The organism is Sphingomonas sp., from assembly GCF_965200105.1.
Classification (GTDB): Bacteria; Pseudomonadota; Alphaproteobacteria; order Sphingomonadales; family Sphingomonadaceae; genus Solisphingomonas.
The window spans coordinates 1,553,593-1,579,743 of record NZ_CBDATN010000002.1; the positions used below are offsets into that span (position 1 = coordinate 1,553,593).

Here is a 26,151-nt window from a genome sequence, read left to right on the forward strand (position 1 = left end):
CCGCGCTCGCTCCCTGACCGTACCGGCAACGGGCCGGCCTGTCGCCATCGCGGCGGCGCGCTGCTAGATCGCGGACATGGCCGCCAACCACCTCTACCTCGTCGACGGATCGAGCTACATCTTCCGCGCCTATCACCGGCTCCCGCCGCTGACCAACCGGCACGGCGTGCCGGCGGGCGCTGTGTACGGCTTCACGACCATGCTGTGGAAGCTCATCCAGGATCTCTCCGGTCCGGAAGGGCCGAGCCACCTCGCCGTGATCTTCGACAAGGAGTCGAAGACGTTCCGCAACGAGATGTACGATCAGTACAAAGCCCACCGCCCGCCCCCGCCCGAGGATCTCGTTCCCCAGTTCCCGCTGATCCGGGACGCGACGCGCGCCTTCTCCGTGCCGTGCATCGAGGAGGCGGGGCTGGAAGCGGACGACATCATCGCCTGCTATTCGAAGGCGGCGCTGGCCGAGGGCTGGCAGGTGACGATCGTGTCCTCCGACAAGGACCTGATGCAGCTGGTCGAGGACGCCAAGGACGGCGGACCAGGCCTCGACATGCTCGACACGATGAACGATCGCCGCATCGGCGAGGCGTACGTCGTCGAGAAGTTCGGCGTCGGGCCCAAGCTGCTCGGCGACGTGCTCGCGCTGATGGGCGACACCGTCGACAACGTGCCCGGCGTCCCCGGCATCGGCCCCAAGACGGCGAGCCAGCTCATCCAGGAGCATGGCGACCTGGAGAGCGTGCTGGCGGCGGCCGAGACGATCAAGAAGCCCAAGCTGCGTCAATCGCTGATCGACCATGCCGACATGGCGCGGCTCTCGCGCCGGCTCGTCGAGCTGGAGTGCACCAGGCCGCTGCCCGAGCCGCTCGACGGCCTCGCGCTTCAGGGCATCCCGCCCGATCCGCTGCGTGCCTTCCTGGAGGAGATGGGCTTCCGCTCGCTGATCGCGAAGCTCGGAGCGATCGAGGTGCAGGCGCCCGTCCCCACCGCCGCGATGCCCGACGATCCGCCCTTCGTCCACGAGGAGTACGAAACGGTCGTCAAGATGGAGCAGCTCGATCGCTGGATCGCGGAGGCGACCGCGCAGGGCCACGTCGCGATCGACACCGAGACCGACCATCTCGATGCCATGCGCGCCGAGCTGGTCGGCGTCAGCCTCGCGCTCGCGCCGGGCCGCGCCTGCTACATCCCCATCGGGCACAAGGGCGAGGCCGAGGGCATGTTCGCGGAGCTGCCCGTCCAGCTCCCGCGCGAAACCGTGCTGACGAAGCTGAAGCCGCTGCTCGCCGACCCGGCCGTCCTCAAGATCGGCCAGAACCTCAAATTCGATATGCTGGTGCTCGCGCGCGCAGACGTCGATCTCGTCGGTTGCGACGACACGATGCTGCTCAGCTACGATCTCGATGCCGGGCGGCAGAACCATGGCATGGACGATCTGTGCAAGACGCATCTCGCCCACACCACCATCGCCTTCAAGGACGTGTGCGGCGCCGGCAAGAACCAGGTAACGTTCGATCGCGTCGCGCTGGACCGGGCCACCCACTACGCCGCCGAGGACGCTGACGTGACGCTGCGCCTGTGGCGCCGCCTGCGGCCGCGGCTCTCGGCGGAAGGCGCGACGCGCGTGTACGAGCAGGTCGATCGCCCTCTGGTACCGGTGATCGCGGCGATGGAGCGCGAGGGCATCCTCGTCGATCGTGCCGTGCTATCCGATCTTTCCGCCGCCTACGACATCGAGATCAAACGGCTCGAAGGCGAGATCCACGAGGCCGCGCAGGGGCCGTTCACCATCGGCAGCCCCAAGCAGCTCGGCGAGGTGCTGTTCGAGCGGCTGGGGCTGAAGGGCGGGCGCAAGGGCAAGTCGGGCGTCTATTCCACTGACGTCACCGAGCTGGAGCGCCTCGCCCGCGACGGCGTGGAGGTCGCGCGCATGGTGCTGGACTGGCGGCAGCTCACCAAGCTCAAGACCACCTATACCGACGCACTGCAGGAGCAGATCAACCCGGAGACCGGCCGCGTCCACACCAGCTTCAGCCTCGCCGTCGCGCAGACTGGGCGGCTGTCGTCCACCGATCCCAACCTCCAGAACATCCCGATCCGCACCGAACTCGGGCGGCGCATCCGCGATGCCTTCGTGGCGGCGCCGGGCAACGTCATCCTGTCCGCCGACTATTCGCAGATCGAGCTCAGGCTGGCCGCGCACATGGCCGACGTGCCGCAGCTTCGTGACGCCTTCGCCAATGGCGACGACATCCACAGCCTGACCGCGCAGGAGCTGTTCGGCACGGTGGACCGCGACACGCGGGGCAAGGCAAAGACGATCAACTTCGCTATTCTCTACGGCATCTCGGCGTTCGGGCTGGCCGGGCGGCTGTCGGTCTCGCGCGAAGAGGCGCAGCAGATCCTCGATCGCTATTTCCAGCGCTATCCCGGAGTCAGCCGCTACATCGCCGATACGGTGGCGCTGGTGCGCGAGCGCGGGCACGTCACCACGCTGTTCGGCCGCAAGACGTGGCTGCCCGGCATCCGCGGCAAGACACCCAACGAGCGGCAGGCCGCGGAGCGGCAGGCGATCAACGCGCCGATTCAGGGTACGTCGGCGGATCTCATCAAGCGGGCCATGGTGCGGATGAGGCCGGCGCTGGCCGCTGAAGGACTGTCCGACGTGAAGATGCTCCTCCAGGTCCACGACGAACTGGTGTTCGAGCTGCCCGAGGGACGCATAGAGGCGGCCTCCGCCGTCATCCGCCAGGTCATGGAAGCCGCCGCCGGACCCGCCGTGACGCTGTCGGTGCCGCTCGGCGTCGAGATCGGCACCGGGCCAAGCTGGGGCGCGGCGCATTGAGAACCGGCGTGGACGGCGACGGCCCGGGCGATATCGCCGCGCTGGCGAAGGGAGGCCGCACCAACTTTCTCGGCTTCCTGCTGCGCCTTGCCGCGCGGCTGCCCTTCCTGTTCATCGCCGGCCGCCTCTACGGCGCGGACGTGCTCGGGCGCTTCGCCTACGCGACGATCATCGTCGAGTTCGCGGGCCAGATCGCCACGCTCGGCCTCAAGCGCGGGCTGGCGCAGCAACTCTCGCTCACCGAGCGGCCGCACGTCCACGTCGTCTGGGACGGGCTGCTCGTCGGGCTGATCGTGTCGGTGATCGCGTCCGCCGTGCTGATGGCGTTCCCGTTGCTGCTGTTTCCCAATTCCGAGGTGAACCCGCTCGACTGGCTGCTGCCGCTCACCATCTTCGCGTGGGCGGGATCGGATATCGCGCTCGCCGGCCTCGCCTACCGCGGCGACATCGGCGCCACCGTCACCGCACGTTCGATCATCGAGCCGTGGACGATCAGCATCGCCGCCGGCGCGCTCGCCTTCTACTCGCTGAGGGACGGGCTGATCCTCGCCTATGCGCTGTCGGCGGCAGCGGCGCTCATCGCCTCCATCTGGCCGTTGATGCGGAGCTACGGTCGGCCGCGCGGCTGGCGGCCGATGCCGCGCCGCGTGTTCAAGACGATGCGGCGCAACTGGCCGCTCGCCGGCGCCGACGCGATCGAGTGGGGCTCGCGGCGGCTCGACATCGCCATCCTCGGCCTGTTCTTCTCGCCCGCGATCGTCGGCATCTATTACGTGGCGCAGCAGGTCGCCTCGCTGCCACAGAAGCTCAAGACGAGCTTCGATCCGATCCTAGGGCCCGTCATCACGCGCGATCTCGCCAACGACGACAGGGCGGCGGTGGCGAAGCAGGTGCGACAGGTCGGCTTCTGGATCATCGCCGCGCAGGTGGGGATCGCGCTGGCGCTGGGGCTGCCCGGCGGCGCGGTGATGGGCCTCGTCGGGCCGCGCTTCGCGGGTGGCGCGGGCGCGCTCGGCGTGCTGCTGGCGGCGGAGGCGATCGCCGCGACGGCAGTCGTCAGTGAGGCCGCGCTGATCTACGTCGCGAGGAAGCGCAACCTGATGATCTCCGTGGCGATGATCGCCGGGCAGGCGCTGGCCTCGATGCTGCTGATCCGCGCGATACGCGCGATCCATCCGGTGGCCGACTGGAAGAACGACGCGATCGCCGCCGCCGGCCCGGCGATCGCGCTGTTGCTCGCGCTGGGTGCGGCATCGGTGGCCAAGTCGCGGCTGCTCGCCCGCCTGCTGGGCACGCGCGTGTCGGGCTGGCGCTGGGCGCTGGTGCCGGCGTCGCTCGCCGGCGCGGGGGTAGGCGCGGTGGCGATGCTGCTGCCCGAGTGGACGGAGCTGGCGCTCGGCGTGCCCGCGATCCTCGCCGCCTATGGTGCGGTGATCTGGTATCGCGGCTTCGGACCGGAGGACCGGATGCTGTTCCGGCTGAAGGAGGGCGAGGCGCCGCCGCCGACGCTGGCGACCGCCTAGCCGGCCCTCAGTGCCGGAAGTGCCGCATGCCCGTGAACAGCATCGCCAGCCCCGCTTCGTCGGCGGCCGCGATCACCTCATCGTCGCGGATCGAGCCGCCCGGCTGGATCACCGCCGTGGCGCCCGCCTCCACCGCCGCGAGCAGCCCGTCGGCGAAGGGGAAGAAGGCGTCGGACGCGACCGCCGAGCCCACCGTGCGCGACTCCGCCCAGCCCGCCTTGTCGGCGGCGTCCTTCGCCTTCCACGCCGCGATGCGTGCGGACTCCAGCCGGTTCATCTGGCCCGCGCCGATGCCGGCGGTCGCGCCACCCTTGGCGTAGACGATGGCGTTGGACTTCACATGCTTGGCGACGGTCCAGGCGAAGACGCAGTCCTCCAGCTCGTCGAGCGTCGGCGCGCGCCGCGTCACGACCTTGAGATCCTCGCGCGCGATGCGTCCGAAATCGCGCTGCTGGACGAGCGAGCCGCCGGCGATGATCGTCGTCAGCAGCCCCATGCGTTGCGGATCGGGGAGTTCGCCGGTCAGCAGCAGCCGCAGGTTCTTCTTGCGCGCGAACACGGCGCGGGCCTCGGCGTCGGCGTCGGGCGCGACAACGACCTCGGTGAAGATCGCCGCCATCGCCTCTGCCGTCGCGCCGTCCAGCGTGCGATTGGCGGCGATGATGCCGCCGAAAGCGGACACGCTGTCGCACGCCAGCGCCGCGCGGTAGGCGTCGGCCAGCGTGTCGGCGGTGGCGACGCCGCACGGATTGGCGTGCTTCACGATCACCACCGTGGGCGGGCCGTCGCGGAACTCGGCGACCAGCTCCAGCGCGGCGTTGGCGTCGTTGTAGTTGTTGTAGCTGAGTTCCTTGCCCTGAACCTGCTCCGCCTGCGCGATGCCGCGCGCGGCGGCCGAGTCGGCGGCGTAGAGGGCGGCGAGCTGATGCGGGTTCTCGCCGTAGCGCAGCGTGGAGACGAGCGTGCTCGCCATCACGCGCCGCGCCGGGAAGGCCTCGCCCTGATCGAAGCCCGAGAACCAGCCGGAGATCGCCGCGTCGTAGGCGGCGGTGGCGGCGAACGCCTTGGCGGCCAGGCGGCGGCGTGTATCGAGCGCCGTCGCGCCGCCGCTCGCGTCCATCTCGGCGACGATCGCGGCATAGTCGGCGGGATCGGTGACGATCGCCACGAACGCATGGTTCTTGGCGGCCGAGCGCACCATCGACGGGCCGCCGATGTCAATGTTCTCGATCACCTCGTCGCGCGACGCGCCCTTCGCCACCGTCTCGCGGAACGGGTAGAGATTGACGACGACGAGGTCGATCGTGGCGATGCCATGCTCCGCCATGGCCTGCTGGTGCGCGGGATCGTCGCGCACCGCCAGCAGCCCGCCATGCACCATCGGGTGCAGCGTCTTGACGCGGCCGTCCATCATCTCGGGGAAGCCGGTGAGGTCCGACACGTCACGCACGGCGAGCCCCGCCTCGCGCAGCGCCTTGGCCGTACCGCCCGTCGAGACGAGTTCGACGCCGTGCCGCGCCAGCGCCGCGCCCAGCTCCGGGAGCCCGGTCTTGTCGGACACGGACAGCAGCGCGCGCGTGATCTTCCCGTCCGACATGATTTCATCCGAGCTGCGCCAGCCCTCAGCCCGCGCGTTTGAAGGTCCAGGAGACGCTGGTGCCGCCCGCCGGCGCCTCGCCGGTGACGACGAGCTGCGTGGCGGGTGTCGGCCGGCCTGCGCCGTCGATCCACAAGCCGTCCTCGATCGCGAGCGCTCCCCCCCGGCAGCGGAACTGCCACGGCGGGCCGCCGTCCACGCGGAGCAGCGCGGCCATGCCGTCCGCCGTCGCGGTGGCCTCGACGCCGGGCGCGAGGTGGAAGCGCGCAGCGAAGGCGATGGGCAGGCCGGGCCGGCTGCCGCGGCCCTCGTTGCGGGGCAGCAGCACGTCCTCTCCGGCCAGCTCGCGACCGTCGGCGGCGAGCGACAGCAGGCGTCGGTGGACGAAGCCGTGTCGGCGGACATAGCCGTCATGGCTCGCCTCGATGCGGCTCGCCGCTTCCTGCTCCTGCCGGTCGAGCTCGACCAAAGTGACCCCCCGGCCCAGCGATCCATCGGCGTGGATCGCGGTGGAGTTCGAGTCGGCGAGGGTCAGCGTCGAGTGGGCGGCGGTGGTACGCAAGCCGGCGGCGATGCCGCGGGTCAGCGTGCCCCAGGGCTGTCCGCCGCCGCAGTTGACGACGATACGGCGCGGCCCGTCGGCGAGCTCGAAGGCAAGCGTGGAGGCGCAGCCGCCGCGCGCGAGACGGCTGGCGGGCGGCGGCGCGCAATCGATCACCGCCACCGTCTGCCCTGCCGACAGCCGCTGGAACCCCCAATCGCGCGATTGACGCTGCGGACGCGTGCGGATGCCCGACCCCGTCACCACGCGCGCGACGCGACCCGCGTCGAGCGGCCCGCCACCCTGCCAGCTCGACAATTGGCCGTCGCCGAGCATGACGCCGAGCAGCGCCGGCACCGCGCGCGCCAACGTCGCCGTCGCCATCCCCGGCGGCTCGCGGCGACGTTCCTCGTAAACGGCGAGCAGCGAGGCGAGGAGTTCCACGAGATCGAGCAGGTCGACGGGCGAGCGGCTGACGACGCCGCCGTCCGGCATGGTGCCCTGGCGCAGCGCGCGCGCGAGCCCCTGCTCGCCGATCGCCACGCGGGGATCGCCGCCCGGGATCAGCAGGCCGGCGACGATGAGCCCGGCATAAGCGGCGATGCGCGGCACGCCCACCGCCGCAGTGTCCGCCGCGCGATCGAGGTGGCGCGCGCCGCGCGCCAGCGTGTTGAGCACGGCGCTGCGATAGGTGACGTCGCCCGATGACAGGATCAGCGGGGCGTGGAACGTCCAGGCCAGGATGCGCCGGCCCCAGAGATCCGGCCGCCATGCGACGTCGTCGACGCGGTCGGCATGGGCGTGGAGCCAGCGCGCGAGCACCGCCTCCGCGACAGGAGCGGTGACCTCGCGCGGGCCCGCCACCGGCAGGTCGCGCAGCCAGGCGAAGGATTGGACGTGATCGACGAACCCCCGACCGTGGCGCGAATCGGCAAAGTCGAGCGTCGCGAGATCCGCGCGCACCGTGCCCCAGACGATCTCGCCCTCGATCAGCTCGGCGCCGGCCCGCGCGTCGCCCGCCACCGGATCGCGCGGCACGCCGAGCAGCTTCAGCGGATGACGTCCGCGCAGCCGCATCTGGTGAAGCGGGGTACGCCACGTCAGCCGGTGGAACTGGCCGACGACGCGCTCGGCTAACGAGGCGCCACGATCGGCGCCGACGCGGACGAGGCTGCGCCCCGGCGCCACCGCCTGCTCGGGCGGCGGCTCCTCGCGTGGCGCCTCCGGCGGCGCGGCGCGGTTTGAGACGGCCTTCCTCGTAGCGACAGGACGCGGCGCGCTCATCCGGCCCTCAGCGCGGCGATGTTGGCGGCGTAAGCGGCGGCCCCGCCCTTGAAGGTGGCGGTGCCGGCGACCAGCGCGTCCGCGCCGGCTGCGATGCAGCGCGGCGCCGTCTCCGCATCGACGCCGCCGTCAACCTCCAGATCGATGTCGCGGCCGGTCTGGTCGATCATGCGGCGGATGCGCGCGATCTTGGCGAGCTGGCCGTCGATGAAATGCTGCCCGCCGAAGCCGGGATTGACCGTCATCACCAGCACGAGGTCGATCGTGTCGAGCAGGTAGGTGAGCGCGTCCTCGGGCGTGCCGGGGCACAGCACCACGCCGGCGCGCTTGCCCAGCTTCTTGATCGTCTGCACGGTGCGATGGACGTGCGGCCCGGCCTCGGGATGGACGGTGAGGCAATCGGCGCCGGCCTCGGCGAACGCCTCCAGAAAGCCGTCCACCGGCGAGATCATCAGGTGGACGTCGAAAGGCTTGGCCGTGTGCGGCCGCAGCGCCTTCACGATCGCCGGCCCGATCGTGATGTTGGGCACGAAGTGGCCGTCCATCACGTCGACGTGGATCCAGTCCGCGCCGGCGGCGTCGATCGCGCGCACCTCATCGCCCAGCCGCGCGAAGTCGGCCGAGAGGATCGAGGGAGCGATGCGGACGGGCTTGGCCACGGAGCCGGCGCCTACCCCCCGGCGGAGGCCCGCTCAACCCTTAACGAAGCGCGCGATGAAGAACCCGTCGCAGCCGCCGCGATCGGCGAGCGCGCCGGGCGGCACGCGGAGGAAGCCTTCCGCCGACGGCGCGAGGCCGGCGGGCAGTTCGTCGGCGCGGACGGGTTCGGTCGCGAGGCCGTACGCGGCAGCGGCGCGCACCGCCTCCTCGCCCTCCTGCTGCTCCAGCGAGCAGACGGCGTAGACGATGCGACCGCCGGGCTTCACCCAACCGGCGGCGCGCGCGAGCATCGCCCGCTGCGCGTCCGCCAGCGCGGCGATCGCGGACGCGCGAACGCGGTGGAGCACGTCCGGGTGGCGGCGGAAGATGCCGGTCGCCGAGCAGGGCGCGTCGAGCAGCACCGCGTCGGCGGGAGCGGCGGGCGCCCAGTCCATGGCGTCGGCGACGATCGTCTCCATCGCCAGCCCAGTGCGTTCGCCGTTGTCTGCGAGGCGGGCAAGGCGGGCGGGATCGCGCTCCACCGCCGTCACCCTCCAGCCGGCGGCGGCGAGCTGCAGCGCCTTCCCGCCCGGCGCGGCGCAGAGATCGAGGACCGCGCCGTCGCCGCGTCCCAGCAGCCGCGCGGGCAGCGAGGCGGAGAGGTCCTGCACCCACCACGCGCCTTCGTCGTAGCCGGCGAGCGCCGTCACGTCTGCGACCGCGCCGAGGCGGACGTGGCCCGGCGCGAGGCTCTCGCCGCCGAGACGCTCGGTCCAATGCTCGGTCGCGCCCGGGTCGCGGAGCGTAAGATCGAGCGGCGGTCGCCCCAGGAGCCCGGTGCGCGCCCCGTCCACCGCATCCCCGCCCCACGCCTCGCACCAACGCCGCGCGACGTCTTCCGGAAAGCGCGGCGGCTCGGCCAAAGTCGTGCCGGCGCGCATCAGCGTGCCGAACACGCCGTGGACGAGGCGGCGCGGGCCGCCGTCGACCAGCGGCAGCACGGTCGCGATCGACGCGTGCGGCGCCACCCCCATCGCCAGCGCCTGCACCAGCGCGATGCGGAGCGCGAAGCGCGCCTTGGCGTCGGGCGGCAGCGTCAGGCGCGTGGCGCCGTCGATCAGCGCGTCGAGGTCGGGCAGCCGGCGCAGCGTCTCCGACGCGATCGCTCGCGCGAGGCCGCGATCCTCGGTCCGGACGAGGCCGCTGGTGGCACGCGGAAGCTCGGCCTCCAGCGGTAGTCCTCGCCGCAGCACGGCGTCGAGCAGCCGCAGCGCGGCGCGGCGCGCGGGAACGCCGGGCGGATCGGGCGCGCGCGTGGCGGGTTGTCTCGCCATGACTAGCGAACCTTCCCGCCGCCCGGCCTCGTCGACGCCGCCCGCCCATCTCTCGCCCAGCCCGCCGCTGCCGCAGCCCTCGTCGGACCTCGATCCGGCGCGCGGCGAGACCGCCGATCGTCCCGCGCCGACGCGCTACGGCGACTGGGAGCTGAAGGGGATCGCGGTGGACTTCTGAGCATCATCGCCGCTCGACGCCAAGCGGGCGATTGAGCAGCCGCTCGACGACGTTGGCGACCGAGGCCTCGCCGGCGAGCAGCGTGCCGACCGCCTCAGCGATCGGCATCTCCACCCCCGCCGCGCGCGCCGCCTCCACCAGCACGGGCGCGGTCGCTGCGCCTTCCGCGACGGTGCGACGCGTGGCGAGCAGGTCGGCGGCGCGCTCGCCCCGGCCGAGCCCCAGCCCCAGGCTGTAGTTGCGCGACGATGCCGACGAGCAGGTGAGCACGAGGTCGCCGAGCCCCGCCAGCCCCGCCAGCGAGACGGCGGACGCGCCGCGCGCCGCGCCGAACCGCGCCATCTCCGCGAAGCCGCGCGCGATCAGCGCGGCGGCGGCATTGTGGCCGAGCCCGTAGCCCGCGACCACGCCGCAGGCGATCGCCAGTACGTTCTTGACGGCGCCGCCGATTTCCGCGCCGATCACGTCGTCGCTCAGATAAGGCCGGAAGCTCGCGCGGGCGATGCGGCGGGACAGCCGCTCGGCGACCGCCGCGTCGCCGCACGCCAGCGTGACGGCGGTGGGCAAGTCGACGGCGACCTCGTGCGCGAAGGTCGGCCCTGAGAGCACTGCGATTGGCGAGGACGGGCGAAGCTCGGCCGCGACCTCGGACATCAGCAGCCGCGTGCCGGCCTCGATGCCCTTGGAGCAGAGCAGCAGCGGGCACCCGCTCTCCGGCATCCCAACGAGCACGCCGCGCATCGCCTGCGCCGGCGTCGCTAGCAGCAGCGCGTCGCAGCCGGCGAGCGCGTCGGCTTGCGCCGTGACGCGAATCACGGGGGAGAGCGCGACGCCCGGCAAATAGGCGTCGTTGCGGCCGGTGGCGGCAATGGCGGCGGCGCGTTCGGCCGAGCGCGCCCACAGCGTCACCGGGCCGTTGGCGGCGGCGAGGTGGGCGAGCGCCGTCCCCCAGGCGCCCGCACCCACGACGCCAAGATGCCTCATGCCTTGACGCCCGCGCCGCGCACCGCCTCGCCCGCCGGATCGAGTGGCCAGCGCGCCCGCGCCGGCACGTCGAGCGGATCGGTGAGGCCGGCGGCGAGGCGCTCGGCGCCCGCCCAGGCGATCATCGCGGCATTGTCGGTGCACAGCCACAGCGGCGGCGCGACGAAGCGCAGCCTCGCCTCCCCCGCCAGCGTCTCCAGCGCGGCGCGCACCGCGCCGTTGGCGGCGACGCCGCCCGCCACCACCAGCGCCGTCGCACCCGGCACCCGCGCGAGGACGCGCCGCGTCCGGTCGATGAGGCAGTCGACTACCGCCTGCTGGAAGGACGCGGCAACATCCTCGGCGCGATGGCGGCCGGAGTCCCGCGCGCGCAGCACCGCGCTCTTGAGCCCCGCGAAGGAGAAATGCGGCTCGGTCGAGCCGACCAGCGGGCGGGGTAGCGGCACGGCGATCGGATCGCCGTCGCGCGCCGCCTGCTCCACCTTCGGTCCGCCGGGGAAACCGAGGCCGAGCAGCTTGGCGGTCTTGTCGAACGCCTCGCCGGCCGCATCGTCGATCGTGGTGGCCAGCCGGCGGTAGCGGCCCACCCCCTCGACCGCGAGGAGCTGGCAATGCCCGCCCGAGACGAGCAGCAACAGGTAGGGGAAGGCGAGCGTCCGATCGGCGAGCCGTGGCGACAACGCGTGGCCCTCCAGGTGATTCACCGCGATCAGTGGCTTTCCCGCCGATAGCGCCAAGCCCTTGGCCATCGACAGGGCCACCATGACACCCCCGATCAGTCCCGGCCCGGCGGTCGCGGCGACCGCGTCCATGCCCGCCATCGTCACGCCCGCGTCGGCGAACGCCGCCTCCACGAGCGGCCCGAGCGCCTCGACATGCGCGCGCGCCGCGATCTCGGGCACGACGCCGCCGAACGGCGCGTGCGCCGCCTCCTGCCCGGCCAGCCGGTGCGCGAGCACGCGGCCGTCGCCGTCCACGATCGCGGCGGCAGTCTCGTCGCAGGAGGATTCGAGGCCGAGGATCAGCGTCATGTCCCGCTTCCCTGCACCGGCGAGCGCGGCTAGGGCAACCGCGTCATGCCCCCCCTCCGTCTCGGCACGCGCGGATCGCCGCTGGCGCTCGTCCAGGCGCGCATGGTCGCGGCCGCGCTGCGCGACGCGCACGGCTGGGATGCCGACGCCGTCGCGATCGTCCCGGTCCGCACCACCGGCGACCGTGTGCAGGATCGCCCGCTCGCCGAGATCGGCGGCAAGGCGCTGTGGACCAAGGAGCTCGACCAGGCGCTGCTCTCGGGCGCGATCGACTTCGCGGTGCATTCGATGAAGGACGTCGAGACGATCCGGCCGGACGCGATCCGCATCGCCGCGATGCTGCCGCGCGCCGACGTGCGCGACCGACTGGTCGGCGCGACCTCGATCGCGGCGATATCGTACGGCGCGCGCCTCGGCACCTCCTCGCCTCGCCGCGCTGCACAGGTGCGTCATCGTCGGCCCGACATCGTGGTGGTGCCGTTTCGCGGCAATGTCGACACGCGTCTCGCCAAGCTCGCGGCCGGAGAGGCGGACGCGACGCTGCTTGCCGCCGCCGGGCTGCTGCGGCTCGGCCGCGACGATGTCGGCCACGCGATCGAGACGGACGAGATGCTGCCCGCCCCTGCGCAGGGCGCCGTGGGCATCGAGGCGCGTGCCCGCGACGCGACGACGCTCCGCCTGCTCGCCCCGATCGATCATGCCGATACCCACGCCTGCATCGCAGCCGAGCGCGCGCTGCTCGCCGCGCTGGGCGCGGACTGCCACTCCCCCGTCGCGGCGCTGGCGCGGATCGAAGGACGCAGGCTCGCCATCAACGCGGAACTGCTCGACGAGGGCGGCGCGCACCACGTCTGCGATACGATCACCCTGGCGGGCCCGGCCGAGGCGGCGCGGCTCGCCGACATGCTGCTCGCACACGCCCCCGCGCCGATCGCCCGCCTGTTTGCAGGGCGATGACGCGCCCGCTGCTCGTACTCCGTCCGCAGCCGAGCGCCGATCGGACGGTGGAGGCGGCACGCGCGATCGGGCTTGAGGCGGTGGCAGCGCCTTTATTCGAGCTTCGCGCCGTAGCGTGGCGGCCGCCCATCACGATGCCACAGGCGGTGCTGATGACAAGCGCCAGCGCCGCCCGGCTCGGCGGCGACGGGCTCGGCGCGGTCACGCACCTGCCGCTCTACGCGGTCGGCGACGCCACCGCCGAGGCGGCGCGCGCCGCCGGCTTCGCGCACGTCGTGATCGGCGGAGGCGACGCCGCCGCGATTGCCGCGACCGCCGCTGCCGACGGCGTCACCTCGCTGCTCCACTTGGCGGGGCGCGAGCATCGCGTTGTGACGATACCCGGCCTGGGGATCGAGACGCGCATCGTCTACGCCGCCGACGCGGTGGAGGCGCTGCCGCGCGTCGCCCGCGCCGTGCTGCCGGATGCGGTGGCGCTGCTCCACTCGGCCCGCGCCGCCGCCGCCTTCGCGAGGCTGGCGCCGGAGCGCGCGCGGATCGCGGTGGCGGCGATCAGCCGCGCGGCGCTCTCCGCCTCGGGCGGCGGCTGGCGCGCGGCCGCCGTGGCTTCGGCGCCGACCGACGCCGCGCTGCTGGCGGCGGCCGCCAAGCTGTGCGATCACTGAGCGCATGGCGACGGCCCGGTACGACGAGGAGGATCTCCCCCGGCGGCGGCGCTGGCCGTGGCTGCTGCTCCTGGCGCTGCTGCTGTTCGCGGCCGGCGCGGCGGCGGCGGGTTATGCGATCGCGCGCCTGCCGCGCCTCGCGGGCGCGCTCGGCCTGGTCTCCCACGACGAAGCCCGAGCTGACATCCTCGCGACGCGCATCAACACGCTACGGTCGATCCCACGGCCGCCGCCCGCGCCCACGCCTGTCGTCGCCGCTCCGGACCCGGAGACGACCGGCGCCATCGCCGAGCTGCGCGAGAAGGTCGGCGACATCGAGACGCAGGCCCGCGCCGCAACCGGCGATGCCAGCCGCGCGGAGGGGCTGCTCGTAGCGTTCGCGGCGCGGCGCGCGCTCGATCGCGGGTTCGAGCTCGGCTATATCGAAAGCCTGCTCCGCCAACGCTTCGGCCGCAGCCAGCCCGCCGCCGTCGCCACCATCCTGTCAGCGTCGCGCACGCCGGTGACGCTCGCCGATCTGCAGAACGGGCTCGACGCGATCGCGCCGCAACTCGCCGGCGGCGACGAGCAGGGAGGCTGGTGGCAGGCCTTCCGCCGGGAGATCGCCGGCATGGTGACGATCCGCCGCGCCGACGTGCCGTCCACCGTGCCGGCCGATCGCGTCGCCCGCGCGCAGCGTATGCTGGAGGGCGGGCAGGTCGACGGGGCGCTCGCCGAGGTGCTGCGCCTGCCCGCGCGCGACGCCGCGCAGCGCTGGATCGTCATGGCGCGGCGGTATCTCGCCGGGCGAGGCGCGCTCGACCGCATCGAGACGGCGGCGCTGCTTGATCCCGGCGACGCGCCCGTTGCGACCGGAAACGGGACCGTTACGCCCAGCGATAACGCAGACTGACTCGACAAGCCGCTCCTCGCCGCTAACCTCATCGGGATAGGGCGAACGGGGGTCCGCCGTGGAGCATTGGGTGGTGCTGGACGCCGCCGCGCGCGAGCTTGCGCTCTTCGCGGCGGTCGGCTTCCTGATCGGCGGGCTGGACGATCTCTGCATCGATCTGATCTGGCTGGCCCGCACGGCGTGGCGACGGATCACCGTCTATCGCCGCCATCCCCGCGCCACCGCCGCCACGCTCGCGTCGCCCAAACCCGGGCGGCTCGCGATCTTCGTGCCCGCGTGGCGCGAGGACGCGGTGATCGGGCAGATGATATCGCGCGCGAAGGCGACGCTGCGGCACCGCGACTGGGTGCTCTACGTCGGCTGCTACCCCAATGACCCCGCCACCATCGCCGCGGTGGAGGCGGCGACGCGAGGCGACGAGCGCGTGCGCCTCGTCATTGGCGATGCGGCCGGCCCCACTACCAAGGCGGGCTGCCTCAACTGGCTGTGGCAGGCGATGCGTGTCGACGAGGCGACGGAGCACCGCCACGTCAAGGCGGTGATCCTCCATGACGCGGAGGACGCGGTGCATCGCGACGAGCTTGCGGTCTACGACGCGCTCATCGACCGCTTCGATCTCGTGCAGCTTCCGGTTGCAGCGGTGCCGGTCAGCGGACGTGGCTGGTGGGCGGCGCTCGTCTCGGGCTCCTACTGCGGCGAGTTCGCGGAGGCGCACGGCAAGCAGGTGGTGGTGCGCGAGGCGGTGGGCGCCGCCGTGCCGTCCGCCGGCGTCGGCTGCGCGATCGGCAGGCGCGCACTAGCGCAGGCGGCGCGCGGACGCGACGGGCCGTTCGATCCGGGTACGCTCACCGAGGATTACGAACTCGGCCTGCGCATCGGCGCGGCGGGCGGGCGCGGCGCCTTCGTGCGCGTCCGCGCCGCCGACGGCGACGGCATCGTCGCGGTGCGGGCCTGCTTCCCCGAAACGCTTCCCCAAGCGGCGAGACAGAAGGCGCGCTGGATCACCGGCATCGCGCTCGCCGGCTGGGATCGGCTGGGCTGGGAGGGCGGGCTCGCCGAACGCTGGATGCGGCTGCGCGACAGGCGGACGCCGATCGCCGCGATGGTGCTGGCCGCCGCCTACGCCGCGGTCATCCTGTGGGGGATCGAGGCGATGGCAGGTCTGCTCGGTCTCGCAGCGCGCCCCACCTCGCCGCTGCCCCCGTGGACGATGTGGACCAACCTCGGCCTCGTCGCCTGGCGCGCCGCGTGGCGCGCGGCGTTCACCGGGCGCGCGTGCGGATGGCGGATGGCGCTGCTGACCGTGCCCCACATGGTGGTGGGCAACCTCGTCGCGATGGCGGCGGCGGTGCGCGCGATCGGGCTTTACGTCGGCATCGTCCGAAGCGGCCGAGTGCGTTGGGACAAGACCGTGCACGTCTTCCCCGCCTGATGCTGGCGCGCGGACAGGCAGCCCCGTTACGCTTCCTAGTGACGGTGGTGCTGCTGTGGGTGGCCGTGCGCGGCGCATCGCTAGAGGGATGGCGGCCGTTCGCGCCGGCGCGGTTGCGGCTTGCCCCCCCGCCGGGATGGCTGATGGGGCACTGGCCGGTCGCCGCCGCCGCCGCCGCGACTCCGCCGCCGGCACGCCTCGCGGCAGCGGCCGGGCCAGCGACGGCGCGCGTATCGTCGCCACGGGCCACGCCACGCCCCGCGCCCGCCCCCAAGCAGAGCGCGCCGAACGATATGATCCGCGAAGGCATCCCCATGGATGTGGACCAGCTCCGCCTGATCGCCGTGAACGCCGACCAGCCGACCGGCGAGCGCAGCTACGTGCGCGAGACGGGCATCGCCCACGCGGCCGAGGCTTCCGGCGTTCCGGACGCCCGAGCGGCGCTGCCACGCTGGTCTGGCTCGGCCTGGGCGTTCCTGCGCGGCGGCGGTCACGCACGGCCGCTGTCGAGCGACGGGCAGATCGGCGGCGGCCAGGCGGGCGCGCGCGCACTCTACCGACTCGACTCGAGGGGCAGGATCGGGGCCTCCGCGCGTCTCTCGCGCACGATCGACGGACCGAGACAGGCGGAGGCGGCGGTAGGCGTGGACTGGCGGCCGCTGCCGGCGCTGCCGGTCCACCTGATGGCCGAGCGTCGCGTCGCGCTCGATCGTGGCGGCCGCGACGCCTTTGCGATCGGTGCGGCGGGTGGCGCCTACGACGTGCGGCTGGCGGACGGCTGGCGGCTCGACGGCTATGCAGAGGCGGGCGTCGTGGGTGCCAAGCGGCGCGACCTCTACGCCGACGGCGCGCTACGCGGCGGCCGCGAGCTCGGCCTCGGCGACGGCCGGACGCTGACGCTCGGCGCGGGGCTGTGGGGCGCGGCGCAGCCGCACGCGGCGCGGATCGATGTCGGTCCGTCGGCGGTGGTGCGCCTGCCCGTCGAGGATCGCACCGTCGCCGTGGCGCTGGACTATCGCGCGCGCCTCGCCGGCGACGCGCGCCCGCACTCGGGCGTGGCGCTGACGATCGGCGTGGACTTCTGACCGCGCGCGGCTAGCGTCGCGGGCGCGATGCACATCTACCTGCCGATCGCCGGACTGTCGGTGAACATGCTCGTGATCGTGGCGCTCGGCGGCGGCGTCGGGCTGCTGTCGGGCATGTTCGGGGTGGGCGGCGGCTTCCTAACGACGCCGCTGCTGATCTTCTACGGCATCCCGCCGACCGTCGCCGTGGCCTCGTCCGCGACGCAGATCACCGGCGCCAGCGTCTCGGGCGTGCTCGCGCAGGTGAGGCGCAACGGCGTCGACTTCCGCATGGGCGGCGTGATGGTCGCGGGCGGCATCCTCGGCTCGGGCGTCGGCGCGCTGGTCTTCCGGCTGCTGGAGCGGCTCGGCCAGATCGATACGGTGATCGCGCTCACCTACGTGGTGCTGCTCGGCACGATCGGCGCGCTGATGGCGCGCGAGGCGGCGAGCACCATCCTGGCGAAGCGGCGCGGCACCCGACCGAAGCGCGCGCCCCGGCGCCATAATCCGCTGGTCGCGGCGCTGCCGCTGCGCTGGCGCTTTTATCGATCGGGCCTCTACATCTCGCCTTTCGCGCCCTTCCTGCTGGGATTGCTGACGGGCATGCTGACGGTGGTGCTCGGCGTCGGCGGCGGCTTCGTGATGGTGCCGGCGATGATTTACCTGCTCGGCATGTCCGCGCAGGTGGTGGTGGGCACCAGCCTGTTCCAGATCCTGTTCGTGACGGCCGCGACCACGATGATCCACGCGATGACGACGCAGGCGGTCGACATCGTGCTCGCAGTGCTGCTGCTGGTGGGATCGGCTTCGGGTGCGCAGATCGGCACGCGCTTCGCGCAGAAGTTCAGCCCCGAATGGCTGCGTCTCATGCTGGCGATCATGGTGCTGGCGGTCGCCGTCCGCATGGCGCTGGGGCTGACGTGGCGGCCGGGCGAGCTCTACTCGCTCGCGGCGGGATGAAGGCGCCGCTGCTCCTGGCATGCACGCCGCTGCTCGTCGGCGCGACCGCGCCGCGCCTCGTGCCCGACGTGTCGGACGGCGAGGTGCGGATCGTCTACAGCTTCACCGGCGCCGAACTGCTGCTGTTCGGCGCCATCCTCTACCCGGAGGGACGCGCGCCCAACCGACCGGCCGACGTCGTGGTGGTCCTCAAGGGGCCCACCGAGCCCGTCCTCGTCCGCGCCAAGCGCCGCATCGCCGGCATGTGGGTGAACGCGGACAGTGCGCGCTTCCGCTCCGTGCCGAGCTTCTACGCGGTGGCGAGCGCGCGGCCGCTCGCCCGCATTGTCGATCGGCGCACCGCCGCGATCTACGAACTCGGACTCGACGCGCTTCAGCTCTCGCCCACTTCGACCGCCGCGCCACGGGCGTTCGAGGACGGGCTCGTCGACATCAAGCGCCGCGCCGGGCTCTACGTGGAGGATAAAAGCGGCGTCTCGGTGCGCGACGGCGTGCTGTACCGGGCACGGATCGCGGTGCCCGCCCGCGTGCCGACGGGCCGCTATGTCGCCGAGACGTTCCTGGTGCAGGACGGCAAGGTCGTCGCCGGCGCCGTCAGGGACGTGCGCATCGCCAAGTCCGGCTTCGAGCGTTTCGTCGCGATCGCGGCGCGGCGCCACGCCATCCTCTACGGCATCGTCGCGGTGGCGGTCTCGCTCGCGCTCGGCTGGGCGGCGGGGGCCCTGTTCGGCCGGCGGCAGGCACCCGCGCGGATCAAATCTTAACGCTTGGATGGATATCTGCGCCTCTTCGAGCAGGGGAGGCGGTGCATGGACGCGACGGTGTGGAGCGGCTTCGACGAGGACGTCTCCGAGCCGCGGCGGACGCCCGCGCCGGAGGTGCCGGAGGCTCTGCCGTCGCCGATCGGCCGCATGGTGTCCATCGCGGGCGGCTCGGCGCGCGTCCTGCTCGACGCCGCCGCGCTGCACCGGCACCACGCCGACGAGACCCGCACCGACAGCGGCGCGCGGGCCGGCGAGGTCGGCTCGCTCGTGAAGATGCGGATCGGCCGCTCGTGGCTGATCGCGACCGTACGTGCGCTGGCGCTCGACGACACTGGCGGCCAGGCGATGATCGCCGACATCGACTTCCTCGGCGAGGGGCTGGAGGCGGCGTCGGGCGCGCTCACCGGCTTCCGGCGCGGCGTCACCCGCTATCCGCTGCCCGGCGTCGACGTGCATCCGGCGGGCGACACCGACATGCGCCAGATATTCGCCGCCGACGAGCGCGCGCACGTCGAGATCGGCACCGTCTATCCGACCGCAAATGTGCGCGGCGCGCTCTACATCGACGCGCTGCTCGGCCGGCACTTCGCGCTGGTCGGCTCGACGGGCACCGGCAAGTCGACCAGCCTCGCGCTCATCCTCCACCGCATCTGCGAGGCCGCGCCCGAAGGCCATATCGTGATGATCGATCCGCACGGAGAATATCCGGCGGCGTTCCAGGGCTATGGCGAGCTGTTCGATGCCGAGAACCTGGCGCTCCCCTACTGGCTGATGAACTTCGAGGAGCATGGCGAGGTGCTCGTCACCTCCGAAGGACCCGACCGACAGCGCGACATGGACGTGCTCGCCCGCTGCCTGCTCGCCGCGCGCTGCAAGAACCGCGCGGCGGAAGGCGTGGCCAAGGTGACGGTGGACAGTCCGATCCCCTACCTCCTCTCCGACCTGATCGCCTTCGTCGTCCAGGACATGGGCAAGCTGGAGCGAGCGGGCGACACCGGCCCGCACATCCGCCTCAAGACAAAGCTGGAGGAGCTGCGCACCGATCCGCGCTACGCCTTCATGTTCTCCGGGATGCTGGTCGGCGACACGATGGCGTCCGCGCTGGCGCGGCTGTTCAGGCTGCCTACCGTCGGCAAGCCGATCTCGATCATCGACGTGTCGGGCGTGCCCTCCGAGATCACCTCGGTCGTGGTGGCACTGCTGTCCCGGCTGGTGTTCGACTATGCCGTGTGGTCGCGGCACGAGACGACGCGGCCGATCCTACTCGTCTGCGAGGAGGCGCACCGCTACGTACCCTCCGATCGCGTGACGACGGGCGCCGCCGTGCGCCGCGTGCTCGAACGCATCGCCAAGGAAGGCCGCAAGTACGGTGTGTCGCTGGGCCTGGTGACGCAGCGGCCGTCCGATCTCGCCGAGGGCGTGCTCTCGCAATGCGGGACGATCATCGCAATGCGGCTCAACAACGATCGCGATCAGGCGCGCGTGCGCGCGGCAATGCCCGAGGGCGCCCGCGGCTTCATGGATACGATTCCCGCGCTCCGGAACCGCGAGTGCGTGATCTGCGGCGAAGGCGTCGGCGTGCCGATGCGCGTGGCGCTCGACACGTTGGAGGCGAACAAGCGGCCAGCGTCGGGCGATCCGTCGTTCTCCGCTCTGTGGCGCGAGAGCGGCGGCGAAGGCGCGATGATCGAGCGCGTGATCGGACGCTGGCGGCGGCAGGGGCGGTAACGCGCAACGGCCGCTAGCGGGGCGGCAGCGCCGTCAGCCTTGCGAGCCGCGCACGGAACGCCGCGAGGTCCGCGCCCGCGATCCGCGGGGTGGCGGCGAAGCTGGCCGCGGCCGGATCAATCGCGACGCCGTGGTGGAACACCTCGAAGTGGAGGTGCGGACCGGTCGATAGGCCGGTCGATCCGACATAGCCGATGACTTCGCCCTGCGACACCTGCTCGCCCGGCGTCGCGGCGATGCGGCTCATGTGGCCGTAGCCAGTGGAGAGGCCGCCTTCGTGGGCGACGAGCACATAGTTGCCGTGCCCGCCGTGCCAGCCCGCGAAGGCGACGCGTCCGTCGCTTGCCGCGACGATCGGCGTGCCGGCGGGCGCCGCGAGATCGATGCCCTGATGCATTCGCGAATAACCGAGGATCGGGTGGAAGCGCAGGCCGAAGCCCGAGGTGACGCGGCCGGCGACGGGCATGGCGAAGCCGGTACGGTTGGCGCCGGCACCGGCGGCGTCGAACCAATGCTCGCGCCCGGCGAGCGTCCAGCGCAGCAGGCGCAGCGGCCTGCCGGCATGGACGAGGCCCGCGTAGAGCAGCCGTCCAATTTCTATCTCGCCGGTCTCGGCGCGCCGTTCCTCGAACGCCACGTCGAAGCGATCGTCGGCGCGGATCTCACCGACGTCGACATGCGGTTCGATCGCGCGGAGATACTCGGCGAGCACGGCGAGCGGCACGCCCGACGCGCGCGCCGCGCGGTAGAGGCTGAAGCCGACGGGACCCGCGATGCGCGCGGGCGTATCGTCGACGGCGATCGCCTCGCGCGCGATCACCAGCCGCCCTGCCTCGCGGTGGAGCGACACGGCAAGATCGATGCGGGCGCGCAGCGACAGTGCGTCGAGCGGCCGCGCGACGCTGCGGTCCGGCCGCCGCCCCAGCGCGATCGCAACGCGGGTGCCGTCGGCAAGCCGTGGCGCGACCGAGGAGACGAGCGCGGCGGCGGTGGCGGAATCGGCGGCGGACGCGCCCTCGCGCTCCAGCAGGCGGGCGAGGCCGTCGCCCTCCGAGAGGCTGGCGACGAGATCGACGCGGGGGCGCTCCGGCATCGCGGTCAGCGGCTCGGCGAGGAGTCCGGGTGCCACCGCGCGCCCGCTGTCGCCGCCGAGCGCACGCGGGGCGACGCCGATGGCGGCGAGTTCGCGCTGCTGGGTAGGCGTCGGAGCCGGCGGAGCGGCGGTCGGCAGCGGGGCGAGGCCTGGCGTCAAGCGAACGAGCGTCGCCACGGCGATGGCGAGCGTCGCGACGCCGCGCCACCAAACAGGCGAGCCGATGTCGCGGCCGAGATCGACCACCGGATCGAAGCGCGGCCGGCGCGGCGCGGTGTCGAGGCGGCCGAAGGCCGGCGGCCGCCACGCCGGCGCAGCGAACTCGGCGGCGGCGCCACCGGCGAACTCCGAGGCGCGGGGCTGATACAGGGGCGGGTCTCCTCGGCGATGCCTGCCCCATGCCGGATCGAGGTTAAGGCGCGCCTAACCGCGCTTGCCATCCTCCTCCCGGCACGCCACCTTGGTCGTAGGATGGGCGTCGCTTCGGATGGCCGGCTCACCGCCGTGCTCGGCCCGACCAATACGGGCAAGACGCATCTCGCGATCGAGCGGATGTGCGCCCACTCCTCCGGCCTGATCGGCTTCCCGCTGCGCCTGCTGGCGCGCGAGGTCTATGATCGCGTGGTGGCGCTGAAGGGCGAAAAGCAGGTCGCGCTCGTCACGGGCGAGGAGAAGATCGTGCCGGAGACGGCACGCTACTTCCTCACCACGGCGGAATCGATGCCGCTCGGCGGCGGCGCGCACGATGCGAGCTTCAACGCGCACGATCGCGAGTTCGCCTTCGTGGCGCTCGACGAGGCGCAGCTCGGCGCCGATCCGGAACGCGGCCACGTCTTCACCGATCGGCTGCTGCGCGCGCGCGGGCGTGAGGAGACGATGATCCTGGGCGCCGAGACGCTGCGCCCGATGCTGCGCGCGCTGCTGCCCGGGATCGAGATCGTCACCCGGCCGCGCTTCTCCACCCTCTCCTATATCGGGCCGAAGAAGCTCTCGCGCCTGCCCAAGCGATCGGTGGTGGTCGCCTTCTCGGCGGACGAGGTCTACGCCGTGGCCGAGATGCTGCGCCGCCAGCGTGGCGGGGCGGCGGTGGTGATGGGCGCGCTCTCGCCGCGCACACGCAACGCGCAGGTGGCGATGTATCAAGCGGGCGAGGTCGATTACCTCGTCGCCACCGACGCGATCGGCATGGGCCTCAACATGGACGTGGCGCACGTCGCCTTCGCCTCGCTCCGCAAGTTCGACGGGCGGCGTAATCGGCGGCTGACCGTGTCCGAGATGGCGCAGATCGCGGGGCGCGCCGGGCGCCATCATCGCGACGGCAGCTTCGGCACGCTGGGCGGCGAGGGCGCGGCGTTCGAGGCGGACGAGGTCGCCGCGATCGAGGGTCACCACTTCGCTCCGCTCGACCATCTCTACTGGCGCTGCGGCACGCCCGACTATGCCAGCGTCGAGCGGCTGGTTGCGAGCCTGGAGGCACGGCCCGAGCTGCCGGGTCTGCGCGGCGCGCCGCAGGCGATCGACCTCGCCGTCCTCAAGCGCCTCGCCGCCGAGCCGGAGGTCGCCACGCGGGCCAAGGGCGCGCGGATGACCCGGCGGCTGTGGGACGCCTGCGGCCTGCCCGACTTCCGCCGCACCGGCGCGGAGCACCACGCCCGCCTCGTGCTGCGCGTGTTCGGCCATCTGAGCGAGGGCGACGGCCGCGTGCCCGCACGCTGGTTCGCCGACGAACTCGCGAGGCTGGACAGCGTGGCTGGCGACGTCGAGACGTTGGCCGACCGCCTCGCAGGCGTGCGCACATGGGCCTATATCGCCAACCGCGCCGACTGGCTCGCCGATCCCCGCCATTGGGCGGAGCGCACGCGCGAGCTGGAGGAGAAGCTATCCGACGCGCTGCACGATCGGCTGACGCAGCGCTTCGTCGATCGCCGCACCTCGGTGCTGCTGCGCGATCTCTCCGCGCGTGGCGCCGACGCGCTGCCCGTCGCGATCGACGAAGCGGGCGCCGTATCCGTCGCGGGGGAGGCGATCGGATACCTCACCGGCTTCCGCTTCGAGGCCGACGCCGCCGCGCGCCACGCCGACATGAAGCGGCTCCTCGCGGCCGCCGAGCGCCGGCTGGGTGACGAGCTCGCCCGGCGCGCGCGTGCGCTGGCGGCGGACGGCGACGAGGCGTTCACGCTCGCCACCGACATCGGGCGGCCGGTGGCGATCTTCTGGCGCGGCGACGTGGTGGCGCGGCTGGGGCGCGGTCGATCGCTGACGCAGCCGCGCGTCACCCTGCACCGGACGCTCGATCCCTTGAGTGCGACCGACCGCGTGGCGGTAGCCGCGCGCCTGGAGCGCTGGCTTGGCGGAGAGGTTGCGCGGCACTTGCCGGCGCTTGGTCCCATTGCGGCGGCATCGACGGACGAGGCGACCCCACCGCCGCTCCGCGCCATTCTGGCGCCGCTCGTGCAGGCGGGTGGCGTGGTCGCGCGGGAAGCGGTGGCGGCGACGCTGCCGACGCTCGATCCGGCGGATCGCAAGCGGCTGGCGGCGCTCGGCGTCAGGATCGGCACGCTCGACCTGTTCGTGCCCGCGCTGCTCCGCCCGGCCGCGATGCGCTGGCGCCTCGCGCTCGCGGCGGCGCGCGCGGACGCGGCGATGCCGCCGCTGCCGCCTGCGGGCGCCGCGTTGCTCGATCGGCCCGATCCGCTGCTGGCCGCCGCCGCAGCCCGCGCCGGCTTTCGCGCGCTCGGCGAGCAGATGCTGCGAGTCGATCTCGTCGAGCGGCTGGCGCGCCACGCGCACGACGCGCGCAAGGGGCGCCGCCCATTCGCGCCCGATCCGTCGCTGTCCACCTCAATCGGCCTACGCCCACCGGCCGTCGCGCGGCTGATGCGTCAGCTCGGCTTCGCGCGGACGGAAGGAAGCGAGGGTATGGTCGCCTGGGCGTGGCGCGGCCGGCGCGAGCCGGTGCCGCCGCCTGCCCGCCCCACTTCGCCCGGCAACGCCTTCGGCTCGCTCGCGACGCTCTTCCCCGGCGCCCAGCGGACGCATGGCTGAAGGCTCGATCCGGCTCGACCTGTTCCTGTGGTTCGCGCGCTTCGCCAAGACCCGCGATCGTGCGCGGCAGATCGCCTGCGAAGGCCATGTCCGGATCGACGGGCGCCCCGTCAGCAAGCCGTCGGCGGCGGTGCGCGTAGGGCAGGTGCTTGGCCTGCCGATCGGGAACGCGGTGCGCATCGTGCGCGTGGAAGCGCTGCCGGCGCGACGCGGGCCGGCGCCCGAGGCGAGCGCCTGCTACACGGAACTCGGGGGTGCCCCGCCCGGTTGACCCCACGGGGCACTGCCACTAGCAGGGCGCCCCGTCGACTGCCCCCTTGGCGCCGCCTGAGAGTCCTTCGAGCATGACCTACGTCGTCGTCGACGCCTGCATCCGCTGCAAGTATATGGATTGCGTGGAGGTCTGCCCCGTCGACTGCTTCTACGAGGGCGACAACATGCTCGTCATCAACCCCAACGAGTGCATCGACTGCGGGGTGTGCGAGCCCGAATGCCCGGCCGAGGCGATCCTGCCCGATACCGAGGGCGGGCTGGAGAAGTGGCTGGAGCTCAACACCACCTTCTCGGCGCAATGGCCCAACATCACCCGCAAGCGCGATGCGCCGGCCGACGCCGACGCGCACAAGGGCGAGGACGGCAAGTACGACAAATATTTCTCGCCCGATCCCGGCCAGGGCGACTGACGCCCGAACGCTTCGTGGGCGCACCATATCGCGCCGGCGAAAGCCTACACTTTTCCGCTGAAAGCTGCTAAACGGCTCCGGTTGGGCGCCGTTCTTGCGCCCGCTTCTTCGATGCAGGCGATCGCGCGGTCGCCGACGGTCGCGCCAGGCGCGCGCCGCTTGGGTTCGTGCGGTCGCCAAGATCCGGAAAGGTTCATCATGGCTGCCAAGGCGCTGAGTTTCGACGTCGGCGATTACGTCGTCTATCCCAAGCACGGCGTCGGCCGCGTGATCGAGCTTCAGAGCCAGGAAATCGCGGGCGCGAAGCTGGAACTCTACGTCCTCCGCTTCGAAAAAGAGCGCATGACGCTACGCGTGCCGACCAACAAGGCGGAGAGCGTGGGGATGCGCAAGCTGTCCTCCTCCATCACGCTGCAGGAGGCGCTCACGACGCTGAAGGGCAAGCCCAAGGTGAAGCGCACGATGTGGTCCAGGCGCGCGCAGGAATATGAGGCCAAGATCAATTCGGGCGACTTGGTCTCGATCGCGGAGGTCGTGCGCGACCTCTTCCGCGCCGAGGATCAGCCTGAGCAGAGCTACTCCGAGCGCCAAATCTTCGAGGGCGCGACGTCCCGTCTCGCGCGCGAGCTCGCCGCGATGGAGGAGACCGACGAGCCGCGGGCACAAGAGAAGATCCTGGAAATCCTGCGAGAGGCGGCAGTCCAGTACGCCAAATAAGGCGAGGCAGTCGTCGGATGAACGAAGGGCGGCTGCGGCCGCCCTAATCGTTGGCGGCTCAACTCGCACGACTCCTGCCGCCATCTCATGGCGATCCAGCCGAGCCATCTTCGATCCATGACGAGCGTGACTTCAAGCCGATCAGGCAACGAGACAACGCGCAGGTTGGCCTTCAATCAGGATCGCCTCCTGCGC

The 26,151-nt window shown here is 72.5% G+C and carries 22 protein-coding genes; 15 read left to right on the top strand and 7 right to left on the bottom strand.

Translation table 11 applies throughout. From position 1 onward, the window contains the following. Positions 1-76: 76 nt before the first annotated feature. Both polA and ACOFKX_RS08885 read left to right on the top strand, forming a co-directional pair. The gene (gene polA, locus ACOFKX_RS08880) at positions 77-2,842 is read left to right on the top strand and encodes a DNA polymerase I (RefSeq protein ID WP_419826642.1); all 2,766 of its coding nucleotides are present in this window, start codon (positions 77-79) and stop codon (positions 2,840-2,842) included. 8 nt (positions 2,843-2,850) lie between these two features. Further along, positions 2,851-4,365: a lipopolysaccharide biosynthesis protein gene (locus tag ACOFKX_RS08885; protein ID WP_419826643.1), complete on the top strand. Its 1,515-nt coding sequence runs from the start codon at positions 2,851-2,853 to the stop codon at positions 4,363-4,365. A 7-nt stretch (positions 4,366-4,372) separates the two neighbouring features. Here ACOFKX_RS08885 and purH read toward each other — a convergent pair whose 3' ends face one another. The 4 genes from purH to ACOFKX_RS08905 are packed head-to-tail and all read right to left on the bottom strand — an operon-like array spanning position 4,373 to position 9,760. After that, entirely contained in the window at positions 4,373-5,962 is a 1,590-nt protein-coding gene (purH, locus tag ACOFKX_RS08890; RefSeq protein ID WP_419826644.1) for a bifunctional phosphoribosylaminoimidazolecarboxamide formyltransferase/IMP cyclohydrolase, read from the bottom strand. 25 nt (positions 5,963-5,987) lie between these two features. Next, positions 5,988-7,787 (bottom strand): heparinase II/III family protein, encoded by a 1,800-nt coding sequence (locus tag ACOFKX_RS08895; RefSeq protein WP_419826645.1) that lies wholly within the window; start codon positions 7,785-7,787, stop codon positions 5,988-5,990. Beyond that, on the bottom strand, positions 7,784-8,446 hold the full coding sequence (gene rpe / locus ACOFKX_RS08900; RefSeq protein ID WP_419826646.1) for a ribulose-phosphate 3-epimerase: 663 nt from the start codon (positions 8,444-8,446) through the stop codon (positions 7,784-7,786). Before rpe ends, ACOFKX_RS08895 begins: the two co-directional genes overlap by 4 nt. 33 nt (positions 8,447-8,479) lie before the next feature. Beyond that, positions 8,480-9,760 (bottom strand): RsmB/NOP family class I SAM-dependent RNA methyltransferase, encoded by a 1,281-nt coding sequence (locus tag ACOFKX_RS08905; RefSeq protein ID WP_419826647.1) that lies wholly within the window; start codon positions 9,758-9,760, stop codon positions 8,480-8,482. Between ACOFKX_RS08905 and ACOFKX_RS08910 the strand changes: the two genes are divergently transcribed. Then, the gene (locus ACOFKX_RS08910) at positions 9,759-9,938 is read left to right on the top strand and encodes a DUF1674 domain-containing protein (protein WP_419826648.1); all 180 of its coding nucleotides are present in this window, start codon (positions 9,759-9,761) and stop codon (positions 9,936-9,938) included. The two genes, ACOFKX_RS08905 and ACOFKX_RS08910, sit on opposite strands and share 2 nt — an antisense overlap. Positions 9,939-9,941: 3 nt before the next feature. Here ACOFKX_RS08910 and ACOFKX_RS08915 read toward each other — a convergent pair whose 3' ends face one another. Next, the gene (locus tag ACOFKX_RS08915) at positions 9,942-10,922 is read right to left on the bottom strand and encodes an NAD(P)H-dependent glycerol-3-phosphate dehydrogenase (RefSeq protein WP_419826649.1); all 981 of its coding nucleotides are present in this window, start codon (positions 10,920-10,922) and stop codon (positions 9,942-9,944) included. After that, positions 10,919-11,953: a tRNA (adenosine(37)-N6)-threonylcarbamoyltransferase complex transferase subunit TsaD gene (gene tsaD / locus ACOFKX_RS08920; RefSeq protein ID WP_419826650.1), complete on the bottom strand. Its 1,035-nt coding sequence runs from the start codon at positions 11,951-11,953 to the stop codon at positions 10,919-10,921. The genes ACOFKX_RS08915 and tsaD overlap by 4 nt, the downstream gene beginning before the upstream one ends. A gap of 45 nt (positions 11,954-11,998) precedes the next feature. On the opposite strand from tsaD, the gene hemC reads away from it, so the two are divergent. The 8 genes from hemC to ACOFKX_RS08960 all read left to right on the top strand — a co-directional run bounded on the left by hemC (position 11,999) and on the right by ACOFKX_RS08960 (position 20,418). Continuing rightward, positions 11,999-12,910, top strand: coding sequence for a hydroxymethylbilane synthase (hemC, locus tag ACOFKX_RS08925; RefSeq protein WP_419826651.1), 912 nt, complete (start codon positions 11,999-12,001; stop codon positions 12,908-12,910). Further along, a complete protein-coding gene (locus ACOFKX_RS08930; protein ID WP_419826652.1) occupies positions 12,907-13,575 on the top strand; it encodes a uroporphyrinogen-III synthase in 669 nt (222 codons plus the stop codon). The genes hemC and ACOFKX_RS08930 overlap by 4 nt, the downstream gene beginning before the upstream one ends. 4 nt (positions 13,576-13,579) lie before the next feature. After that, complete coding sequence (locus ACOFKX_RS08935; RefSeq protein WP_419826653.1) at positions 13,580-14,467, top strand: hypothetical protein; 888 nt, start codon at positions 13,580-13,582, stop codon at positions 14,465-14,467. A gap of 70 nt (positions 14,468-14,537) precedes the next feature. After that, on the top strand, positions 14,538-15,899 hold the full coding sequence (locus ACOFKX_RS08940) for a glycosyl transferase family protein (RefSeq protein ID WP_419826654.1): 1,362 nt from the start codon (positions 14,538-14,540) through the stop codon (positions 15,897-15,899). Beyond that, positions 15,899-16,984 (top strand): hypothetical protein, encoded by a 1,086-nt coding sequence (locus tag ACOFKX_RS08945; RefSeq protein WP_419826655.1) that lies wholly within the window; start codon positions 15,899-15,901, stop codon positions 16,982-16,984. Before ACOFKX_RS08940 ends, ACOFKX_RS08945 begins: the two co-directional genes overlap by 1 nt. A gap of 27 nt (positions 16,985-17,011) precedes the next feature. Next, positions 17,012-17,926 (top strand): sulfite exporter TauE/SafE family protein, encoded by a 915-nt coding sequence (locus tag ACOFKX_RS08950; RefSeq protein WP_419826656.1) that lies wholly within the window; start codon positions 17,012-17,014, stop codon positions 17,924-17,926. Beyond that, the gene (locus tag ACOFKX_RS08955; RefSeq protein ID WP_419826657.1) at positions 17,923-18,690 is read left to right on the top strand and encodes a TIGR02186 family protein; all 768 of its coding nucleotides are present in this window, start codon (positions 17,923-17,925) and stop codon (positions 18,688-18,690) included. Before ACOFKX_RS08950 ends, ACOFKX_RS08955 begins: the two co-directional genes overlap by 4 nt. 45 nt (positions 18,691-18,735) lie before the next feature. Further along, positions 18,736-20,418 (top strand): ATP-binding protein, encoded by a 1,683-nt coding sequence (locus tag ACOFKX_RS08960; RefSeq protein ID WP_419826658.1) that lies wholly within the window; start codon positions 18,736-18,738, stop codon positions 20,416-20,418. 13 nt (positions 20,419-20,431) lie between these two features. Here the strand turns inward: ACOFKX_RS08960 and ACOFKX_RS08965 are convergent, their stop codons facing one another. Continuing rightward, positions 20,432-21,757 carry a M23 family metallopeptidase gene (locus ACOFKX_RS08965; RefSeq protein WP_419826659.1) on the bottom strand — a complete coding sequence of 442 codons (1,326 nt, stop codon included), beginning with the start codon at positions 21,755-21,757 and terminating at the stop codon, positions 20,432-20,434. A gap of 225 nt (positions 21,758-21,982) precedes the next feature. On the opposite strand from ACOFKX_RS08965, the gene ACOFKX_RS08970 reads away from it, so the two are divergent. The 4 genes from ACOFKX_RS08970 (at position 21,983) to ACOFKX_RS08985 (ending at position 25,956) form a co-directional block, all read left to right on the top strand. Continuing rightward, positions 21,983-24,556, top strand: coding sequence for a helicase-related protein (locus ACOFKX_RS08970; protein WP_419826660.1), 2,574 nt, complete (start codon positions 21,983-21,985; stop codon positions 24,554-24,556). Continuing rightward, on the top strand, positions 24,549-24,827 hold the full coding sequence (locus ACOFKX_RS08975; protein WP_419826661.1) for an RNA-binding S4 domain-containing protein: 279 nt from the start codon (positions 24,549-24,551) through the stop codon (positions 24,825-24,827). Before ACOFKX_RS08970 ends, ACOFKX_RS08975 begins: the two co-directional genes overlap by 8 nt. 73 nt (positions 24,828-24,900) lie before the next feature. Then, positions 24,901-25,239 carry a ferredoxin FdxA gene (fdxA, locus tag ACOFKX_RS08980; RefSeq protein WP_419826662.1) on the top strand — a complete coding sequence of 113 codons (339 nt, stop codon included), beginning with the start codon at positions 24,901-24,903 and terminating at the stop codon, positions 25,237-25,239. 198 nt (positions 25,240-25,437) lie between these two features. Beyond that, positions 25,438-25,956 carry a CarD family transcriptional regulator gene (locus ACOFKX_RS08985; protein ID WP_419826663.1) on the top strand — a complete coding sequence of 173 codons (519 nt, stop codon included), beginning with the start codon at positions 25,438-25,440 and terminating at the stop codon, positions 25,954-25,956. Positions 25,957-26,151: the final 195 nt, after the last annotated feature.

What these genes read in the sequence shown, in the direction of transcription:
- hemC (WP_419826651.1), top strand. Translation starts at nt 11,999, where the DNA reads ATGCCCCCCCTCCGTCTCGGCACGCGCGGATCGCCGCTGGCGCTCGTC.
- ACOFKX_RS08910 (WP_419826648.1), top strand. Translation starts at nt 9,759, where the DNA reads ATGACTAGCGAACCTTCCCGCCGCCCGGCCTCGTCGACGCCGCCCGCC.
- polA (WP_419826642.1), top strand. Translation starts at nt 77, where the DNA reads ATGGCCGCCAACCACCTCTACCTCGTCGACGGATCGAGCTACATCTTC.
- tsaD (WP_419826650.1), bottom strand. Translation starts at nt 11,953, where the DNA reads ATGACGCTGATCCTCGGCCTCGAATCCTCCTGCGACGAGACTGCCGCC.
- ACOFKX_RS08950 (WP_419826656.1), top strand. Translation starts at nt 17,012, where the DNA reads ATGCACATCTACCTGCCGATCGCCGGACTGTCGGTGAACATGCTCGTG.
- ACOFKX_RS08975 (WP_419826661.1), top strand. Translation starts at nt 24,549, where the DNA reads ATGGCTGAAGGCTCGATCCGGCTCGACCTGTTCCTGTGGTTCGCGCGC.
- ACOFKX_RS08895 (WP_419826645.1), bottom strand. Translation starts at nt 7,787, where the DNA reads ATGAGCGCGCCGCGTCCTGTCGCTACGAGGAAGGCCGTCTCAAACCGC.
- ACOFKX_RS08970 (WP_419826660.1), top strand. Translation starts at nt 21,983, where the DNA reads ATGGGCGTCGCTTCGGATGGCCGGCTCACCGCCGTGCTCGGCCCGACC.
- ACOFKX_RS08935 (WP_419826653.1), top strand. Translation starts at nt 13,580, where the DNA reads ATGGCGACGGCCCGGTACGACGAGGAGGATCTCCCCCGGCGGCGGCGC.
- purH (WP_419826644.1), bottom strand. Translation starts at nt 5,962, where the DNA reads ATGTCGGACGGGAAGATCACGCGCGCGCTGCTGTCCGTGTCCGACAAG.
- ACOFKX_RS08955 (WP_419826657.1), top strand. Translation starts at nt 17,923, where the DNA reads ATGAAGGCGCCGCTGCTCCTGGCATGCACGCCGCTGCTCGTCGGCGCG.
- ACOFKX_RS08905 (WP_419826647.1), bottom strand. Translation starts at nt 9,760, where the DNA reads ATGGCGAGACAACCCGCCACGCGCGCGCCCGATCCGCCCGGCGTTCCC.
- ACOFKX_RS08945 (WP_419826655.1), top strand. Translation starts at nt 15,899, where the DNA reads ATGCTGGCGCGCGGACAGGCAGCCCCGTTACGCTTCCTAGTGACGGTG.
- fdxA (WP_419826662.1), top strand. Translation starts at nt 24,901, where the DNA reads ATGACCTACGTCGTCGTCGACGCCTGCATCCGCTGCAAGTATATGGAT.
- ACOFKX_RS08930 (WP_419826652.1), top strand. Translation starts at nt 12,907, where the DNA reads ATGACGCGCCCGCTGCTCGTACTCCGTCCGCAGCCGAGCGCCGATCGG.
- ACOFKX_RS08985 (WP_419826663.1), top strand. Translation starts at nt 25,438, where the DNA reads ATGGCTGCCAAGGCGCTGAGTTTCGACGTCGGCGATTACGTCGTCTAT.
- ACOFKX_RS08915 (WP_419826649.1), bottom strand. Translation starts at nt 10,922, where the DNA reads ATGAGGCATCTTGGCGTCGTGGGTGCGGGCGCCTGGGGGACGGCGCTC.
- ACOFKX_RS08960 (WP_419826658.1), top strand. Translation starts at nt 18,736, where the DNA reads ATGGACGCGACGGTGTGGAGCGGCTTCGACGAGGACGTCTCCGAGCCG.